Source organism: Saprospira sp. CCB-QB6, from assembly GCF_028464065.1.
Lineage (GTDB): Bacteria > Bacteroidota > Bacteroidia > Chitinophagales > Saprospiraceae > Saprospira.
In genome coordinates, this window is the sequence record NZ_CP116808.1 from 3,551,319 (window position 1) to 3,568,987 (window position 17,669).

Annotated in this window: 18 protein-coding genes; 12 read left to right on the plus strand and 6 right to left on the minus strand. The window is 42.0% G+C overall.

Annotation, left to right across the window (positions count from 1 at the left end; translation table 11 throughout):
* Positions 1-4: 4 nt before the first annotated feature.
* From murA to PPO43_RS13595, 3 genes are all read right to left on the minus strand, one after another.
* Positions 5-1,324 (minus strand): UDP-N-acetylglucosamine 1-carboxyvinyltransferase, encoded by a 1,320-nt coding sequence (gene murA / locus PPO43_RS13585; RefSeq protein WP_272618686.1) that lies wholly within the window; start codon positions 1,322-1,324, stop codon positions 5-7.
* 211 nt (positions 1,325-1,535) lie between these two features.
* Entirely contained in the window at positions 1,536-2,060 is a 525-nt protein-coding gene (locus PPO43_RS13590; protein WP_272618688.1) for an RDD family protein, read from the minus strand.
* Between the two features lie 19 nt (positions 2,061-2,079).
* A complete protein-coding gene (locus tag PPO43_RS13595) occupies positions 2,080-3,948 on the minus strand; it encodes an ABC-F family ATP-binding cassette domain-containing protein (protein ID WP_272618690.1) in 1,869 nt (622 codons plus the stop codon).
* 248 nt (positions 3,949-4,196) lie between these two features.
* Between PPO43_RS13595 and PPO43_RS13600 the strand changes: the two genes are divergently transcribed.
* Positions 4,197-4,970 (plus strand): M15 family metallopeptidase, encoded by a 774-nt coding sequence (locus tag PPO43_RS13600; RefSeq protein ID WP_272618692.1) that lies wholly within the window; start codon positions 4,197-4,199, stop codon positions 4,968-4,970.
* Here the strand turns inward: PPO43_RS13600 and PPO43_RS13605 are convergent.
* Positions 4,967-5,740: an AMP nucleosidase gene (locus tag PPO43_RS13605; protein ID WP_272618694.1), complete on the minus strand. Its 774-nt coding sequence runs from the start codon at positions 5,738-5,740 to the stop codon at positions 4,967-4,969. The genes PPO43_RS13600 and PPO43_RS13605 overlap by 4 nt on opposite strands.
* Before the next feature lie 137 nt (positions 5,741-5,877).
* Entirely contained in the window at positions 5,878-6,669 is a 792-nt protein-coding gene (locus PPO43_RS13610) for a haloacid dehalogenase type II (protein WP_272618696.1), read from the minus strand.
* Between the two features lie 191 nt (positions 6,670-6,860).
* Between PPO43_RS13610 and PPO43_RS13615 the strand changes: the two genes are divergently transcribed.
* From PPO43_RS13615 to PPO43_RS13665, 11 genes are all read left to right on the plus strand, one after another.
* A complete protein-coding gene (locus tag PPO43_RS13615) occupies positions 6,861-8,726 on the plus strand; it encodes a CocE/NonD family hydrolase (RefSeq protein ID WP_272618699.1) in 1,866 nt (621 codons plus the stop codon).
* Positions 8,727-8,806: 80 nt separating this feature from the next.
* The gene (locus tag PPO43_RS13620) at positions 8,807-9,229 is read left to right on the plus strand and encodes a hypothetical protein (protein WP_272618701.1); all 423 of its coding nucleotides are present in this window, start codon (positions 8,807-8,809) and stop codon (positions 9,227-9,229) included.
* A gap of 633 nt (positions 9,230-9,862) precedes the next feature.
* Complete coding sequence (locus tag PPO43_RS13625) at positions 9,863-10,285, plus strand: hypothetical protein (protein WP_272618703.1); 423 nt, start codon at positions 9,863-9,865, stop codon at positions 10,283-10,285.
* A gap of 245 nt (positions 10,286-10,530) precedes the next feature.
* Positions 10,531-11,046 carry a transposase gene (locus tag PPO43_RS13630; protein WP_272618705.1) on the plus strand — a complete coding sequence of 172 codons (516 nt, stop codon included), beginning with the start codon at positions 10,531-10,533 and terminating at the stop codon, positions 11,044-11,046.
* A gap of 87 nt (positions 11,047-11,133) precedes the next feature.
* Positions 11,134-11,520: a hypothetical protein gene (locus PPO43_RS13635; protein ID WP_272618706.1), complete on the plus strand. Its 387-nt coding sequence runs from the start codon at positions 11,134-11,136 to the stop codon at positions 11,518-11,520.
* 102 nt (positions 11,521-11,622) lie between these two features.
* Positions 11,623-11,991, plus strand: coding sequence for a hypothetical protein (locus tag PPO43_RS13640; protein WP_272618707.1), 369 nt, complete (start codon positions 11,623-11,625; stop codon positions 11,989-11,991).
* Between the two features lie 758 nt (positions 11,992-12,749).
* On the plus strand, positions 12,750-13,157 hold the full coding sequence (locus PPO43_RS13645; protein ID WP_272618708.1) for a hypothetical protein: 408 nt from the start codon (positions 12,750-12,752) through the stop codon (positions 13,155-13,157).
* 144 nt (positions 13,158-13,301) lie between these two features.
* Positions 13,302-13,556 carry a hypothetical protein gene (locus PPO43_RS13650; protein WP_272618711.1) on the plus strand — a complete coding sequence of 85 codons (255 nt, stop codon included), beginning with the start codon at positions 13,302-13,304 and terminating at the stop codon, positions 13,554-13,556.
* 12 nt (positions 13,557-13,568) lie between these two features.
* The gene (locus PPO43_RS13655) at positions 13,569-14,162 is read left to right on the plus strand and encodes a hypothetical protein (RefSeq protein WP_272618714.1); all 594 of its coding nucleotides are present in this window, start codon (positions 13,569-13,571) and stop codon (positions 14,160-14,162) included.
* 91 nt (positions 14,163-14,253) lie between these two features.
* Positions 14,254-14,712 (plus strand): hypothetical protein, encoded by a 459-nt coding sequence (locus PPO43_RS13660; RefSeq protein ID WP_272618715.1) that lies wholly within the window; start codon positions 14,254-14,256, stop codon positions 14,710-14,712.
* A gap of 193 nt (positions 14,713-14,905) precedes the next feature.
* Complete coding sequence (locus PPO43_RS13665) at positions 14,906-15,943, plus strand: hypothetical protein (protein WP_272618717.1); 1,038 nt, start codon at positions 14,906-14,908, stop codon at positions 15,941-15,943.
* 38 nt (positions 15,944-15,981) lie between these two features.
* Here the strand turns inward: PPO43_RS13665 and PPO43_RS13670 are convergent, their stop codons facing one another.
* Positions 15,982-16,923: an IS5 family transposase gene (locus PPO43_RS13670; protein WP_336298920.1), complete on the minus strand. Its 942-nt coding sequence runs from the start codon at positions 16,921-16,923 to the stop codon at positions 15,982-15,984.
* Positions 16,924-17,669: the final 746 nt, after the last annotated feature.

The window sequence follows — 17,669 nt, forward strand, 5'->3', positions numbered from 1 at the left end:
AGTTCTATTGTTCAATCCGTTGAATGTTTGCTCCCAAGGCATTCAAGCGCTCATCAATCCGCTCATATCCCCGATCAATTTGATGGATTTGATGGATCAAGCTGTTGCCTTTGGCCGAGAGGGCCGCAATGAGCAAAGACACCCCCGCGCGAATATCGGGAGAGGTCATCTCAATGCCCTTGAGCTGAGATTTGCGCTCTAAGCCAATTACTGTGGCGCGATGCGGGTCGCAAAGAATGATTTGAGCACCCATATCGATAAGTTTATCGACAAAAAAGAGGCGGCTTTCAAACATTTTTTGATGAATGAGCACGCTGCCTCTAGCCTGAGTGGCCACCACCAACAAAATGCTCATCAGGTCGGGCGGAAAGCCGGGCCAGGGCGAGTCGTAAACATTGAGGACCGAGCCATCAATAAAGTTTTGGATCTCGTAAATATCTTGGGCGGGCACATGAATATCATCGCCTTGGATTTCGAGTTGGATGCCAAAGCGCTCAAAAGTGGGCAAAATATTGCCGAGCATATCTACTCGGGCTTGCTCAATCGTAATGGCCGATTTGGTCATAGCCGCTAGGCCGATAAAGCTCCCAATTTCAATCATGTCGGGCAGGCAGCGGTGGCCCGTACCATAAAGTTGGTCCACGCCCTCTACGATCAAGCGGTTAGAACCCAAGCCCGTAATTCTGGCCCCCATACTATTGAGCATTTTGGCCAATTGTTGTAGATAAGGCTCGCAGGCGGCATTGTAAATGGTGGTCACCCCTTGGGCCATACTCGCCGCCATCAAAACATTGGCCGTACCCGTTACCGAAATCTCCTCCATCAGGATGAAATTGCCTTTGAGGCCTTCGGTTTCGAGCAAAAAGATATGCTCCTCGCGCACATAGCGATAGTCTACATTCAAATATTGTAGGCCATTGAGGTGGGTATCCATACGGCGGCGACCAATTTTATCGCCTCCAGGTTTGGGCAAAACGGCCTTGCCAAAACGGGCCAAAAGAGGCCCCATAATCATCACAGAACCCCGAATGCTACTGGCTTTTTGCACAAATTCTTGGGTCTGCAAATAATCTAGATCAATATTTTCGGCTTTGAAGCTGTAGCGGTTATCACTCACTTTTTCCACTTCTACGCCCAAGCCTTGCAAAAGCTCAATTAGACGGACCACATCCCGAATATTGGGAATATTGCTAATGCTTACTTTTTCGGCCGTCAGCAATACGGCACAAATCACTTGTAGGGCCTCGTTTTTGGCGCCTTGTGGGCGAATGCTGCCCGATAATTGGGCATTGCCCTCTACTAAAAAAGATGCTGATTTAGACATGTATATGTTTTTTAGAGGTGGCTACCTCTTTTTATAGAGTTTTTAAATTTTTTTTGGGGCTGCCCCAGCCTTCGGCTGGGTCGGGCTGTGCCGGGCTCGCAGTTCTGCTCGGCCCATCGCTTTTTCGCTGCGCTCAAAAGCTCGGTCTGGCCCTGCGGGCCACCCTTTCCATCCCTCAGCCGTTTTGGCCCTGCGGGCCAATTGGACCAACTTATTTGTTTCTCACCCAACGTAGGCCCGTTAAGAGCTCTGGGATAGCTCGTTTTTCTTTATTATTAGACAAAATGACCAAATTGAGGGAGAATAAACCCAAATAGTAGAAGAGAAAGAAGGGGAGAGCATTCTCCTCAGCTAGAAAAACAGCCAATAGGCCTAAGTTGAGCAAAAAGCCTTTAATGAGCAGCCGCAAAATGAGCTGTTTGTTGGTTGGTTTTTCTCCTTGCAGATTGACCAAGCGAAGGGAAAATAAGCGCTTGGCCGCAGACGCTTGCCAGTTGCTTTGTTCCAAAACAAAATGATAGCCTAAGGCAATACCAAGATGAATAATCCAGATCAACATAATTTCTTCATCAGATCGGGAAAACTGCCAGAACCGATGAATACTTCTGTCTAAACTAGTTTCTTCGATTAGGTAAAAGCTAATAAATCCGGTCAAAATAGCTAAAAAGAGGAGGTCAAATATAAAGGAGGCAATGCGATGACTCGTTTCTGGAGGGCTTAAGTTGGGGGGCGCCATAGGAGGTTGATTTTATGCGTTAGCTAAGTTCTTCAACGAGTTCCATCCATTGCATTTCTTTCTCGTCCAGCTCTTCTTGGATGAGATTGAGCTCTTTGGATAATTCTACAATTTGCTCGCTGCTCAGGCTGCTATCATTAAAGCCTTCGGAAAGTTTTTGTTTTTTCTCTTCCAGCTTTTCGATTTGGCGTTCTAGCTTTTTGATTTCTTTGCGTTCCTCTTTAGAGGGGTTTCGGCTCTTTTTGACTTCTACCTTTTGTTTTTCGACCTTTTTTTCGGCTTCTTTTTGTAGCTGTTCGGCTTTTTGGGCCTCGGCTTGGGCTAGGCGGTAATCGGTATAGTTGCCAGGGAAATCACGGACCTGGCTGCCTTCGCCTAAAACAAAAACATGCTCTACAATACGGTCCATAAAATAGCGGTCGTGAGAAACCAAAAGCACGCAGCCGGGAAACTCCTGTAAAAACTCTTCAAGGACCTGTAAACTAACGATATCTAAATCATTGGTGGGCTCATCCAGAATCAGGAAGTTGGGGTTATCCATCAGGATGCAAAGTAAATGTAGGCGGCGCAGCTCTCCTCCACTCAATTTAGAAATGAAGGTTTGTTGTTTGCTGGGGTCAAATAAAAAGCGCTCCATCAGTTGGGAGGCCGATAGCTTTTTGCCGCCATTCATAGGAATATAATCAGCAATATCGCGGACCACATCTAGGGCCTTTTTATCGGTTTTGATTTGCATATTGGCTTGGGTATAATAGCCAATTTTAAGGGTTTCCCCATGCACCACTTTGCCGGTATCGGAGGCCAGGTTTTGGGTAATAATATTGAGTAGGGTAGATTTACCTGTACCGTTTCGGCCAATAATGCCTAGGCGGTCTCGTTTTCTGAACTTATAATCCAGCTTCTCGAAGAGAATTTGTCCGCGATAGCTTTTAGAGATATTGTGTAGCTCAAGGATTTTGGAGCCTAGGCGGCTCATTTGGATATCGAGTTCGAGTTCGCCTTCTTCGGTTTTTTTCTTGGCCTTGGCCTCAATTTGGTAGAAGTCATCTACTCTAGATTTGGCCTTAGTGCCACGGGCTTGGGGTTGTCTGCGCATCCATTCCAGCTCTTTTTTGTAGAGCTTTTTGGTTCGGGCCAAGTTGGCGGCCTCATTGGCTTGGCGCAGGGCTTTTTTCTCTAAAAACTGGCTATAATTGCCAGCATATTTGAAGAGTTCTTGCTGGTCCAGTTCTAGGATTTGGTTACAAACGGCATCTAGGAAATAGCGGTCGTGGGTAACGGTTAGCAAGGTGATTTTAGCTTGCTTGAGATAATCTTGTAGCCACTCAATCATATCGAGATCGAGGTGGTTGGTGGGCTCATCCAAGATAAGGAAATCGGGTTCGTCGATGAGGACTTTGGCTAGGGCCACCCGTTTTTTTTGTCCACCAGAAAGTTGGCCGAGGGGGCGGTCCAGATAATCTACTTTAAGGACGGAGAGAATCATTTTGACCTTTTGGTCATAATTCCAAGCATTTAGGCGATCCATATCGCTGAGTGCTTTTTGCAAATGCTCGGCATTTTCGGGTTGCTTCATGGCCTTTTCATAATTGGCCAAGGCTTGCATGATGGGGTTGGCCGATTGGTAGACGGCTTCAAAGACCGTAAGCAGGGGGCTCATATTGGGCTCTTGCTTGAGGAAAACGGTTTGGATATTGGGATGTAGCCAAACTTTTCCGCCTTCTGGGCTTTCTTCGCCGGCTAGGGTACGGAGCAAAGAGGTTTTGCCCGTTCCGTTTTTGGCCACCAAGGCTACTTTATCGCCTTGGTTGATATAGAAGGTAATATCGGTAAAGAGGACGCGATCGCCATAGGCTTTATTCAGGCCCTCTACGCTGAGGTAATTCATTTTTTATCGTAATTTTAGAGGGCGAATTTACGAAAATTAAGGGAACTTCCTGCTTTGCTGAGGGCCAAAACTATTTTGGGTGTAGAAGCGGGCGAAGCCCGCTGGCCTAGCGATGCGCAGGGGTGGCCGCAGGCCAGACCGAGCTTTTGAGCGCAGCGAAAAAGCGAAGGGCCGAGCGAGCAGCGAGCCCCGAAACGTAGCGCCGCAAGGCGAAGCCGCAGCGGAGGCCCCAAAACAACAAAAATAAGATGATAAAAACAGTAAGTACCCTCTTTATGCTCGCTATGTCTAGCTTTGTTTGGGGGCAAAAACAGGCGGCCTTAGCGGCTTTAGAAGCGGCTTATCCCGATGCTTTTTTGGAAGTGAATGAGCGGGAGATTATTTGGAAAGATGGCAGCCGCATGCCCTTTGATGATGGGCGAACAAAAACATTTTTGCAGTTATTGACGGAGCCGGATTTGGAGGACCAAATTGCAGCCATGCCTTATCCTAGGGGCTTGAGTGCAACGCCTTTGCGAGGGGAAGATCCTGGTCGGGTGCGTTATGAGCCCTTTTTTAAGAAAATGTATGGGGCTTCGGCTGGGGAGGTGCGTAAAAACTTAAAAACCGTAATTTGGTTGCCAAAGAGTTTGGGCATCAAGTTGCAAATGACGGAGGTAAATGGGGTGGCGGATAAGTTGCAGGCTTTGTCCAATCGTTTGGATACGATGCCTCATTTGCATAAATACTTGCAAAATCCGGGGGGGACCTTCAACTGGCGAAAAATTGCGGGGACCAATCGGCAGAGCATGCATAGTTTTGGCATGACCATCGATATCAATGTGGCCTATTCGAATTATTGGCGTTGGGCCGTCAAAGGCAATGATCCAGAGGGAAAGCGGATCATTGCCTATAAAAACCGCATTCCGATGGAGTTGGTCCTTTTATTTGAGGAATACGGTTTTATTTGGGGGGGCAAATGGTATCATTATGATACTATGCACTTTGAATATCGGCCCGAATTATTGCAAAAAATGCCTTAGAATTTGAGGTGGCGAACGGTCAAGCCATCGTTCATGATTTGCTTGAGGGAGCCAATGCCCATATCGAGATGTTCCTCTACATAATTGGCGGTAACTTTATTATCGCTACTATCTGTTTTTACGCCTTCTGGCGTCATGGGCATATCGGAAACGAGCAAGAGGGCCCCGGCAGAGATTTTATTTTGGAAGGCTGCGATAAATAGGGTAGCGGTTTCCATATCAATAGCGAGGCAGCGCATTTTGCGGAGATATTCTTTAAAATCCTCATCATATTCCCAGACGCGGCGGTTGGTGGTATATACGGTCCCCGTCCAATAATCTAGATTATGGTCGCGAATGGTCGTAGAGATGGCTTTTTGGAGGGCAAAAGAGGGGAGGGCCGGGATTTCTGGTGGGAAATAGTCGTTAGAAGTACCTTCGCCACGGATAGCGGCGATGGGGAGAATCCAGTCGCCCACTTTATTTTTTTGGTTGCGCAAGCCCCCACATTTGCCCAAGAAAAGGCAGGCTTTGGGTTTGATGGCGGAGAGCAGATCCATGATTGTAGCGGCATTGGGACTTCCCATTCCGAAGTTGATGATCGTAATGCCATCGGCGGTGGCGGTTTGCATGGCTTTGCCTTTTCCGCGAATTTCTACGCCATAGCGATCGGCAAAGAGTTGTACATAATTGCTGAAGTTAGTCAGCAAAATATATTTGCCAAAGTCTTCTAGAGGGGTGTCCGTATAGCGTGGGAGCCAGTTTTCTACAATTGCTTTTTTAGTTTTCATTAGCTATATTTTATGGTTAAAAAATTTAGGGCATTTTTTCAAACTAATAAAAAAGCTCGAGTTGCAAAAAACTTTTTGAGAAAAAATAAAAAGGCCGTCTTTTTTTGCTCAAAAATTAAAGACGGCTTGAAGAGGATTTACTTCAGCTTGATGAGTTGGTTGGCAATTTTATCTAAGTTAACTTCTTGTAATTCGGGGGCTGGAGCGAGGGGAAAGAGTTGTGCTCCAGCTCTGCTAATAAAGGCTGTTCGCCAATTGGCCCAAATTGCCCCAGCGATATCCCAACCATGAGCGGCAATCAGCATACAATCTTTGGGATTAACAGCCATTTTTCTGGCGGCCCAATCATAAGCATCTGCATGCGGTTTATACTTTCCGATATCTTCTACACTTAGGCGATCATCAAAGTAGTCGAGCAATTGAGCATTGGTAAATTGGGTTTTTACACCAGCATTAGAGGAGTTGGTAAAGGAGACCAGCTTAAATCCTGCTTTTTTGAGCTTTGCTAGTGCCGCTTTTACCTCTGGATGAGGGGGCAAGGAGCGGAGTGGGCCAACAATGGCTTGTTTTGCCTCTTCAGCGCTTATTGTTATTCCCTGATTAGCTGCTACCATTTGTAGGGCAGCAGCGCCAATAATACCAAAATCTTGATATTGGCGAGCCGAGGTCATGACTAAAGAATATTGCAACATGGTGGTAAACCAAAGTGGAAGCAGGTCTTCACGATTATTTAGTGCTTTAGCTACATTCTTGCGCATGGCGGTAAGGTCAAGAAGTGTTTCATTGACATCAAAGAACAAAACTTTGGGGCGATTTTCGTTTTTTTCTGTATGCATATTTTCTTCTTTTTGTTGAAGCTGGTTGAGCGAAAGGCCGCCTAGAGCAACTAAGGCGGATGACTGCTTGATGAAATTTCTTCTGCTGTTCATTTATACCTATATTTATATTTATGAATACATCAATTTTAGACTAAAAATCAGTCTTACTACAATTTTTCAAGGGGCTTACCTTTTTTTTAACAAGTCTAGATAGATTTAAGCTTTAAATACTTTGAACAACCGTTTAGTTAATATATTTTGTAGGGGATAGACCTTATGTTTTACGTTTAGAGACCTAATTTATGTTGAGTCGATTTTTCCTGCTGTTGTTTATTTCTTTGATTAGTAGTTTTTTATGGGCGCAGCCCTTGTCTAAAAAGGCGCTCAAGCAGTTGCCTGCCTGTGATGCGGCCGATGATTTATTATCGGCGCATCAGCCTCGGGAAGATCCTTATAAGGGGATGCAGATGCGCTCTTTTTATTTGTATATGCGAGATAGTACCGCTTTGGCCATAGATCTGTATTTGCCTAAAAATATCAAGGCGGGAGAGCGTTTGCCGACCATTGTACGACAGACTCGTTATTGGCGTCGGCCGCAGTTGCGATTTCCCTTTAGTTTGTTTTCTAGGGGTTTATTGGGACGAACGGGCAAGATGGTACAGCGCTTTTTAGATGAGGGTTATGCGATTGTCAATGTAGATGTTCGGGGTTCTGGGGCTTCTTTTGGGCAGCGTTTGCATCCATGGAGTCCAGAAGAGCAGGCTGATGGGGCTGAAATTTTGGATTGGATTGTGAAGCAGCCTTGGTCCAATGGTCAGATTGGAAGTTTGGGGGTGTCTTATGGGGGCACTGCTGCCGAGTTTTTGGCTATACAGCAGCATCCCAATCTCAAGGCGGTGGCCCTGATGTTTTCTTTATATGATGTTTATGCGGACAATGCTTTTCCAGGCGGCATTCACAATCGTTGGTTTACTTCTAATTGGGGAGATGCCAATGCCTTAATGGATGCCAATGAGTTGCCCCCCAATGCTGAGGCCTACAAATGGTTGATTAAAGGGGTCGCGCCTGTGCGCAAAAAAAAGAAGCAATTGGGCAAGGCGGTCAGCAGCCATGAAGAGAATAAAAATGTGCATGAGGGGGCTTTAGAAGTTGATTTTCGAGATGATCGTCCTCGCCAAGGGGCGGGCCGCAAAGTCGATTATTTTAGTCCTCATCTTTATATTGATGCCTTGCGTGCTTCTGGGGTGGCGGTTTACTCTTATAGCGGCTGGCAGGATGGGGCCTATGCCGAGGCAGCCATCAAGCGACATTTAGATTTGGGAGCCGGGGCGCACAAATTGATTTTGGGTCCTTGGGAGCATGGCGGCGCCTACAATATTAGTCCCTATTGTCCTTCTTTGGCCCAATTCGATCATGCGGGCGAGCTGCTCAAGTTCTTTGATTATCATTTGAAGGGGCAAAAAAATGCCTTGGCCCAAGAAGCGCCCATACATTATTATAGCATTGGGGCCGAGCGCTGGCGGGCTGCTCAAACTTGGCCTCCTGCGGCAGTAGTTTGGGACAGTTTATTTTTGTCGGATGCAGGTTTGCAGCCTAGTTTTGCCCCCTTAAGCGAGCAAAAAATAGTGGCCGATCATCAGTTTGGTACCGGAGAGGTGAATCGCTGGACCGCCGTGAATGGCAAGGTCAAAAGTCCCTACACTTATGCCGATTGGGCCCAGCGATCTGCCTCTTTGTTGCATTTTGATGGTCCCCTTTTAGCGGCTCCGCTAGAAATTGTAGGGGAGAGCAAATTGCAGTTGCAACTACAATCTACCGAAGATTTGGCCGATATCTATGTCTATCTTTCCGAGCTCAAACCCGATGGCAGTGTTCATTATATCACGGAGGGCCAATTGCGGGCCAGTCATCGCCCCAAAACCGCCTGGCAATCGACCCATTTGCGCAAGGATGCCCAGGCGGTTGTCGCCCAGCAATGGCTAGAATTGCGTTTGCAGCTTTTGCCGGCGGCTTGGCAGTTGCAAAAGGGCTCTCGCCTGCGCCTTTCTTTGGCTTCTAGCGATAAGGACATTTTTGAGGGCGCTTATACCGACAAAGAATACGATTTGTTGTTCCGCTCGATTCAAGAGGCCCAATCTTTTTTGCTGCTCCCTGTTTATCAAGACTAAAAGGGCCTTGCCAGCCACACACAACTTTAATCATCATTTAGGCATCTTTTATCTACACCTATTTTATACTAAATAGCTTAATGATGATTAGATTTAGCCTCTTGTTTTTAGTTTTATGTTATGCCCCTTTTATTTTGTATGCGCAAAAAGAGGATAGTAGTGCTAATATTATTGTGGATGGATATCGAGAGCCGCTAACTATAGATGAGTTAATCCCTGAAGTTGTTCGATCAGAGGTAGATACAAACTGCTATGATGTTTTTTTACATAAATTAGACTGCATTAAGCTAGGGATACTGTTTAATAAATTTGATCAATGTGAATCAGGGAGTATTTTTTTGCTTAGGCATATAGATGCACCCGAAAAAGTGATCGGTTATGGAGAACTAGAGTCGCTAGAAAACTCTATTTGGTTTTATAGGGAGGAAGATGTTTTATATACTCTCAAAATTGAAGATGGGAATTATAAAGTGCATGTAAAAGCGTTTAAAATAGAAGATTAGGGGCCTGCCGCCTTTGGCGGCCGGGCTGTTTCGGGGCTCGCTGCTCGCTCGGCCCTGCGCGGGCTGCGCCCGCTTGGTCTGGCCTGCGGCCACCCCTGCACATCGCTAGGCCTGCGGCCCTTCGGGCCTGCTATATGGACTGTAGGTTGAAACCTACAGCCAATTAACGAATGCATTTTTGTGTTTAATGGAGGGTTGAAACCCTCCACAAATAAACATTTTAGCCCTTCTTTGCTGTTTATTATAACTCATTATGGGCCGATGGTTTCAACCATCGGCTCATTTTATTGTGCTTAGTTTGGCCGCTTTTGTTGCTGTGGGTTTCAACCCACAGGTTCAAAAAATAATAGCCGAACCACAACGGCAAAGAAAAATCCCCTCGTAGGAGGGGATGGTGATTTTTTAGATAGAAAATCCACCTTAAATTAAGAGATTTTCTGTTTAAGCATTGGGGTAGGCGTACAAATTATGCCAATTTATACATCAAAAAATGGAAAAATAAATTATAATGCGAGTCTAGATAAAGCTTACAGATCTTGGAGGACTAGAGCTCAGATGCCATTAAAATTTAATGAGCTAGGTATAGTTGTTCCTAAATGATGATAGGTTTTTAAACAAAAAAGATAGGTTTTTATGATTCTAACTAGTACAGGTTTTTTACAGAGATTAGTGTTGGGAATAGCCATGTTTTTTATGCTAAACTCATGTATTGAGAAGGAGTGTAGTGGAACTAAAGTTTCTCTGACATTGAAAGATGTATTAGAGATGGATAATGGTTATGAAATGCATATTCTGGAGACTCAAAATTATTCTCATTGTAAATATAGGGAAGGAAAATTCAGTCTTATGGAGGATGGAGCCAGCTATTTAGATACTTGTAAGAATAGAGAGAGGGTGACAAGAATATTATTTTTGCATGAATTTGATGAAAAGAAATTCTATTACAATACGAAAACTAGAATAATAAGGCCAGAGTATTTGCTAGAAAACCAAATTGGATATGTTGAGGTGAATAATGGCTTACCAGCAGCTATAGGGAAATATATCCGCAATTAGGTTTTCGTCGAGACTGTTCATGAAACTGTAGGCCTTGTTGCATGAATCTAACAAATTAAAAACCAGTTAATTACAAAAAAAACTTGCGAATTAGGCATAAAAAAGGGACAAGCCCCGTAGATTTAAGTTTTTTCGACGAACAATAAAACCTCGAGCTGTCCCATGACAAATGTAGAAAAAACCTTACAGAATTACGCCCTAATCAACAGATTTTATACGGCCCAAGGTAAGTTTGGTTCCCGCCTTTGGCAAGCAAAAACCTCATAGCTAAGCCTTCAAAACGCGGCAGACCTAAAACCATTTCCGATGAATTTATTCGCTATTTATTCCGCTTAAAAGTGCTTTTTTCCTTTGGATATCGACAATTAGAAGGTATTCTAAAATGCGTTATTTCCGAATATAATTTGGATGTCAAGCCGATATCTTACAGCCAAATATGCCACAGAGTCAAAAAACTAAAGCTGAATCTTAAGCCTAAAAAAGCGGAGAATGTATTTTCGGTTGTGTTTATTGATAGTCTTATGTCGCCTCCACATTCATTAGAGGTTTTCTCTAATTACTATAAAACTGTTTTTGATGATGGATTTGAGGTTATCCTAGATAGAGGACCAAGAAGAAAGGCAGACTATCTTTCAATAGTCTTTGAGAAAATACCTGATTTTCAATATCAAGTATTAGAGGATGGTAGCGGCTGGAAGGCGGTTTTTGAGCATTCTTCAGAATTTGATTATTCTCCCTTTGCTCCAGCAACTATAAAATAACGGCAATGAATAAATAACCAAGGGTTTAATCCAGTAGTATATAGTTGTTTTGTCTTTTTGCACAAGTACCTTAAAACACCAGCTATTATGGATATTATTAAAATAATATTTTTCATTTTCAACCTACACTACAATGCTGCTTTTCCAGAAGATTATATTCCATTCCCAAAACCAGAAGCTGTTCCACAAACTGCCAGATGGCTTGGGGGATATGATGGTGGAAATTGGCTGAATGTAGACTCAATAGTTCAGAAGAATAACAATATGTATATCTATGCTCAGGTTTATTCGGGGTATTATGGAGAAATCTTAGCATCAGGAAAGTTTAAATTATCTAGTGAAGACTGCCTATTCGACTTTGATGAAAAAAATGTTGAAAGCGTACTTAATTTTTATCAAGAAGGAAAAATTTTTACTTTAGCTGTGAATCAGGATGGCCGTTATTGTGCATTTATCTTGGAGGAAAATAATTAGCTTTAAGGCTATTGCATCCCGCCTATGTACAACTTTGATTTGGGGCAAAAAATCTCCTTGAAGACGGAAACTAAACTCATATACTATTAAATACAGTTGATAATGTGGGCCGATAAGTTGAGAGAGATAAATAAGAAATTAAGCAACCATCTATGGTTAGATGTAGAAGTTGCTTCAGTTATGGATGAAACATTGGTATTAAATCTAGGAGAAGATTTGACATATAGTCCTACATATAAGCTTAAATTCGAGGGCCTGAATTATTTTAACCTAGGTCGCTGCTGGACTTGGGAGCCTACTAAGCCATTTATTGAATCCGTTGACTTTTCTTTTATTGAGCAAGTTAATCGTCAATATATACAGGAGAGCTTGACAGAAGGAGGCCTAACTTCATTATTTAAACTCGCCACAGATGAAGACGCATTTTTCTTAGTTATTGCCGCACAAATCGAATTGTTAGCTATTGATTAAGTTAAAAAGTATCAATTTTTATAATAAGTTTTTTAGGGGCCTCCCGCCTTCGGCGGGCGCTACGTTGCGGGGCTCGCTGCTCGCTCGGCCCTGCGCGGGCTGCGCCCGCTTGGTCTGGCCTTCGGCCACCCCTGCACATCGCTAGGCCGTTTGGCCTTCGGCCATGGACTGTAGGTTGAAACCTACAGCCAATTAACAAATGCATTTTTGTGTTCAACGGAGGGTTGAAACCCTCCATAAATAAACATTTTAGCTCTTGTTTGCTGTTTATTATAACTCATTATGGGCCGATGGTTTCAACCATCGGCTCATTTTATCGTGCTTAGTATGGCCTCTTTCGTTGCTGTGGGTTTCAACCCACAGGTTCAAAAAACAACCGCCAAACAATATGAAAAAATCCCCTCGAAGGAGGGGATGATCGATTTTATAGCCTAGGGCCTTGGCCCTAGGGTTCCTATGAAATTTATAGGGGAGACAAAAATAAAATCAAACAACCGAAGAAAAAATAATCCTTGTTCAAAGCGGTAGAGGATTTTAATCCTCTCCGCACTATAGATGTAGAATGGGGTTGTTGTCTGGCTGTAGGTTTCAACCTACAGTCCACAGCTAGCAGGCCCGAAGGGCCGCAGGCCTAGCGATGTGCAGCAGTGGCCGCAGGCCAGACCAAGGCGCTGAAAGCGCCGAAGGGCCGAGCGAACAGCGAGCTGCGAAACAGCCCGGCCGCCAAAGGCGGCAGGCCCCCAAAAATAAATATGGATATGCAGATAAAAAGATTCCTCAACTTATTCTTATGGCTACTGTTTTTGGGCCTATCATCTTGTCAAAGAGTGCCAGTAGCGCTAGATTTTGAGCAGGCTGCCAATGAGTTGATGCAGCAGCATTATCATGAAATCAAGCCCATTAGTAATTATTTGCATCAGAAGCAGTTTGCGGCAATTGCAGCGGCTATCTATAGGGCGAAAAGGAAAGAGCTGGGAGCCAAAAGCTTCTTGAAGGTCTTGGATTACCCTGAAGACTGGGAGGCGCTTAGTGATTTTGAGCAGTTGTTATTCTTACAAAATAATACTGATTTGAGGCAACTTATTGCGGAGGATTATGCCGTTTTTGAGCAAACAGTGTTTTTAAATAAGGTTTTGGCAGGCTCAAAAAAACGTTTAAAAGATTGAGGTAAAGAGGATGTAGAGGCCTTTAAGCGACTAATTTTACAGCTAGATTGGGGGAAAAGCAAACAAGCATTTTTTGTAGATAATAAAGCAGATCCAAGGCTTTCGACTTATTATATAGATCCCTATGAGGCAGAAGCTGTTGTCTTGGCTGGTCGAGCTAATAAACAAGCTGTTTTTGCTCTATTTTTATTGGATAAGTTGCTTTTGGAGGAAGAGATGAGCAGGGCGAGCAAGCATAGCTATTTGCTTTGTTATCAGACTGTTCATCCGAAGAATCGCAAGGATCAGCAGTTGCATGATTATGGAGATATATTTTATCGCTATGAGCTGGAGGAGAAGGAGGGACAGCTACTGCTGAAAAAGCATTTTTTGAATGATTACAAGCTATTTATTCATTAAAAAAAATAAGGTATGCGTTTTTTGCTTTGTGCTTGTGCTTGGCTGTTGCTCCTTGCTTGTCGTTCAGAGGTTAATCAATTATCGGAACTAAAAGAAATAGACCAAAGAATCATTGATGCAGTAATTCCTGTGCCAATAGGGACAGAAGCTGTCTTAATTTTTTATGAGACTCATTTGTCTACTCGGCGAGTTTGCTACCTGCAAAAGTCGGATAGCAGCTGCTGTTGTTATTATTTGGAAGAAAAAGAAAAAAGCGAGAAAGGCCGTTTAGTAGCTAGTTATGCAGATGAGCAAACTTATCGTTTGCGTCAGCTTTATTTGCAGCAGAAAGCTTGTTTTAAGTTGGATAAATTTAGCTATCGAGGCTTTTGGGAAAAGCTAAAATTAGAAAAAAGTCTATCTTTGAAGCCGCAAGAAAAAGCAGCAGCCCCCTCAAATTATGGGGCTCGTTACGCCCTGATTGAAGTAGCGGATAAGCAGCACATTTTTGTAGAAAATTACTTTTTGGAAGAAGAGGTTAATCTAGAGCATATTCCAACTCGCTTTTTGATGCTTTATGATGAATTAAATCAGTTTTTGCGAAATGAGTATTGGGAGAGGGACTAAGTTGTTTTAGTCCTTCAGCTTTTCATTAGCTAAAGAGATCATTAGCTACGAATGGAAGAGCTAGGCCAGATCCTAATAGAAAAGAAGTTTTATGAATAAGTCTTTATTTATTAGTGGTTTATATTTTGGGACAGAAACTTATCTGATAAAAGGTAAAGCTGAATTAGATGTTTTTTTCTGCCTTGCCAAAGGAAAAGGGGCAGAAAGACTAATAAAAAGGTATGAAAAAGATTTGAAATTACTTATTGATGCCAATGATATAGAAATAAGGTTTTCAGAGTTTAAGGATGAAGCAAAATCATTGTACCCAATTTTTTTATATAAAAAAAGTAATAAATTATTTCGATTCAACCCTGTCAAACGAAGGTGTGAAGAATGTAGCTCAGAAATATATGGAGGAGAGGTTTCTTCTTTTGATGTGAAACTAGGCATTGAAAATAAAAGCGCTTTTTTGCTACAACAATCTGAGTTAGAGGATAGCTGTTGCTTCAACTGCGGGACCAAAATTGAAAATATTAAATTTATTTTGAAGGAGAGCTATCGCTTATAATAGTCAGCTTTTTCTTTACGAAAAAAGCTTCCGTATTTGTAGCATACAGGCAATGGGGAGCAGGTTTTAGGATTAGATTACGCTTTTCGTCAATATTACCATTCTACTTATGAAGGGACTAAGCTATTTGATAGCGTAAATATCAATAATCAAACAGTTTTAAATCGAAGGCTTGGACCTTAAAAATATAAATATGAAGTTTCTTTTAGTTTTTTTGATGTCTGTCCCTTTTGTTTTAAGAGGACAAGAGTTAGTTGTAACTCCTGAAATGTCGTTAAAGATGATATCTAATGATACAAACTATTATTCAAAGGTTTCTTTTATGTTCGGTGAATGTAAGTTCATTTCAGAAGTTGTAGAAAAACATCAAGATGTCTCATCACTACATATCGATGTGGCATCATTTAGACAACTTAAAAAGTTTTTGTGCGAGTTTAAGAATTTAGATACATTATCATTAGGGGAATTTACCGATAGAGCTGAAGTACGTTATAAAATACCTAAATGTTTTTCTTCAAAAGGAATAAAGCTTTTTGAAACTTCTTGGAAGTTTAAAAATCGAAAAAGCATTGAAGAATGGTTGATAGTTAATAATTCATGGACCAATCTATTGATGCACAATCAACATGTAAAAAATTCCACATTTCAATATTTAGTAAGATTGCCAAATATTTACGAAATAGCTGTAGGAGGAGATAATATAAAAATGATCAACTTAGATAAAATATCTCCTTCACTTAAAGCACTGTATTTAAATACAGATAAAACCATTTACTTCAATACTTTGAACTATAAAGATTCTATATACATTGATGGTTGTAAACTAGATCTAGAAGACAGTATAACTTCAAAGTTGTTATTGAGTAAAAGAGTATCTGTAACAGGGTTAAACTTAAGAGGGGTGAAACAATTTTCTCCTGTAATTTTGGAATTAGATGATATCAATTATATAAAGTTAAATTTAGGCGATATTACAGCAACTAATTTAGACATTATGAAGAAAATGAAAGGGCTTAAAACACTCTTTATTTTTGTTACAAAAAACGATTTTCTGAAGAATAAGTCATCGCTACTAAATATAAGAATGTTGAAAGGGGTGGGAAATATTTTTTTTCAAACTTCTACTAATTCAGTTAGAAAAAAAATCCAAGGATTAGAGAAGAATATGTTTGATCAAATTATTTATAGTTCTTATTATTACGGGAAGGAGTTGTATTATCAAATTCGATAGTCTTAGGTGCTTATCGGCCTTGTTGTATAAATCGTAACTTACTGATTAGTAACAACTTCCAACTTGACAGCATTAAGCTCATTTAAAATTTGAATACGCATCAGGACTTCTTGCTTCTGCATTTTAAAGCTGAGCGAAGAGAGCCGTTCAGAGAAAAAGTGCTTGAGTCGCATCATTGCAGTTTCGCTTAAATTTCGACGATGATAGCCTAAATCTTGTTTCCAAGCAGTAGCTCCCAACTCCCAGATATATAAAATATCATCATTGCGATAACTGTCAACCAGCTCTCCATCTTTTCCTTTTTTTAGGCGAGCATTTTTACGTGGGGGAATAAACGGTACCGCTCCAGCCTTACAAATTGCTTCCCGACATTTTATTTGGTCATAGGCGCCATCTGCATAAACTTGGCGGATATTCAAGGATTTCATTTTTTTCATCATTTTGGGGAGTTGAGAAGCATCGGTTTTTCGCTCTGTGGTAATCTCTACAGATAATATTTCTCCTGTTTTATCATCCACTGCTAAATGTACTTTAATCCAGCTAGAGCGCTGCTTTTCCAAGTATTTTTTTCTTAACCATTCTCCCTGTCCTTTTGTTTTTAGTCCTGTACTATCTATTGCTACCGATCTTTCTTTAGTCCTCTTTTTAGACTTAATATTCAGTTTTAGTTTCTTGACTCTACGATATATTTGAGTAAAAGATATGGGCTTAGCATCCAAATTATATTTGGAAATAACGCATTTTAGAATACCTTCTAATTGTCGATATCCAAAAGAAAAAAGCACTTTTAAACGGAATAAATAGCGAATAAATTCATCAGAAATTGTTTTAGGTCTGCCGCGTTTTGAAGGCTTAGCTATGAGGTTTTTGCTTGCCAAAGGCGGGAACCAAACATTAAAAAGAAACTTACCTTGGGCCGTATAAAATCTGTTGGTTAGTGCGTAATTCTGTATGTTTTTTTTAGATTTGTCATGGGACAGCTCGAGGTTTTATTGTTCGTCGAAAAAACTTAAATCTACGGGGCTTGTCCCTTTTTTTATGCCTAATTCGCAAGGTTTTTTGTAATTAGCTGGTTTTTAATTTATTAGATTTATGCAACAAGGCCGTGCTTATCTATACCAATAGCCCTATCTAAATTGATTTGCAGTTGGGGCCTCCCGCCTTCGGCGGGCGCTACGTTTCGGGGCTCGCTGCTCGCTCGGCCCTGCGCGGGCTGCGCCCGCTTGGTCTGGCCTTCGGCCACCCCTGCACATCGCTAGGCCGTTTGGCCTTCGGCCATGGACTGTAGGTTGAAACCTACAGCCAATTAACGAATGCATTTTTGTGTTTAATGGAGGGTTGAAACCCTCCACAAATAAACATTTTAGCCCTTCTTTGCTGTTTATTATAACTCATTATGGGCCGATGGTTTCAACCATCGGCTCATTTTATCGTGCTTAGTATGGCCTCTTTCGTTGCTGTGGGTTTCAACCCACAGGTTCAAAAAACAACCGCCAAACAATATGAAAAAATCCCCTCGAATGAGGGGATGACGATTTTTTCGATAGCCTAGGGCCTTGGCCCTAGGGTTCCTATGAAATTTATAGGGGAGACAAAAATAAAATCAAACAACCGAAGAAAAAATAATCCTTGTTCAAAGCGGTAGAGGATTTTAATCCTCTCCGCACTATAGATGTAGAATGGGGTTGTTGTATGGCTGCTGGTTTTAACCTGCAGCCACAGCTAG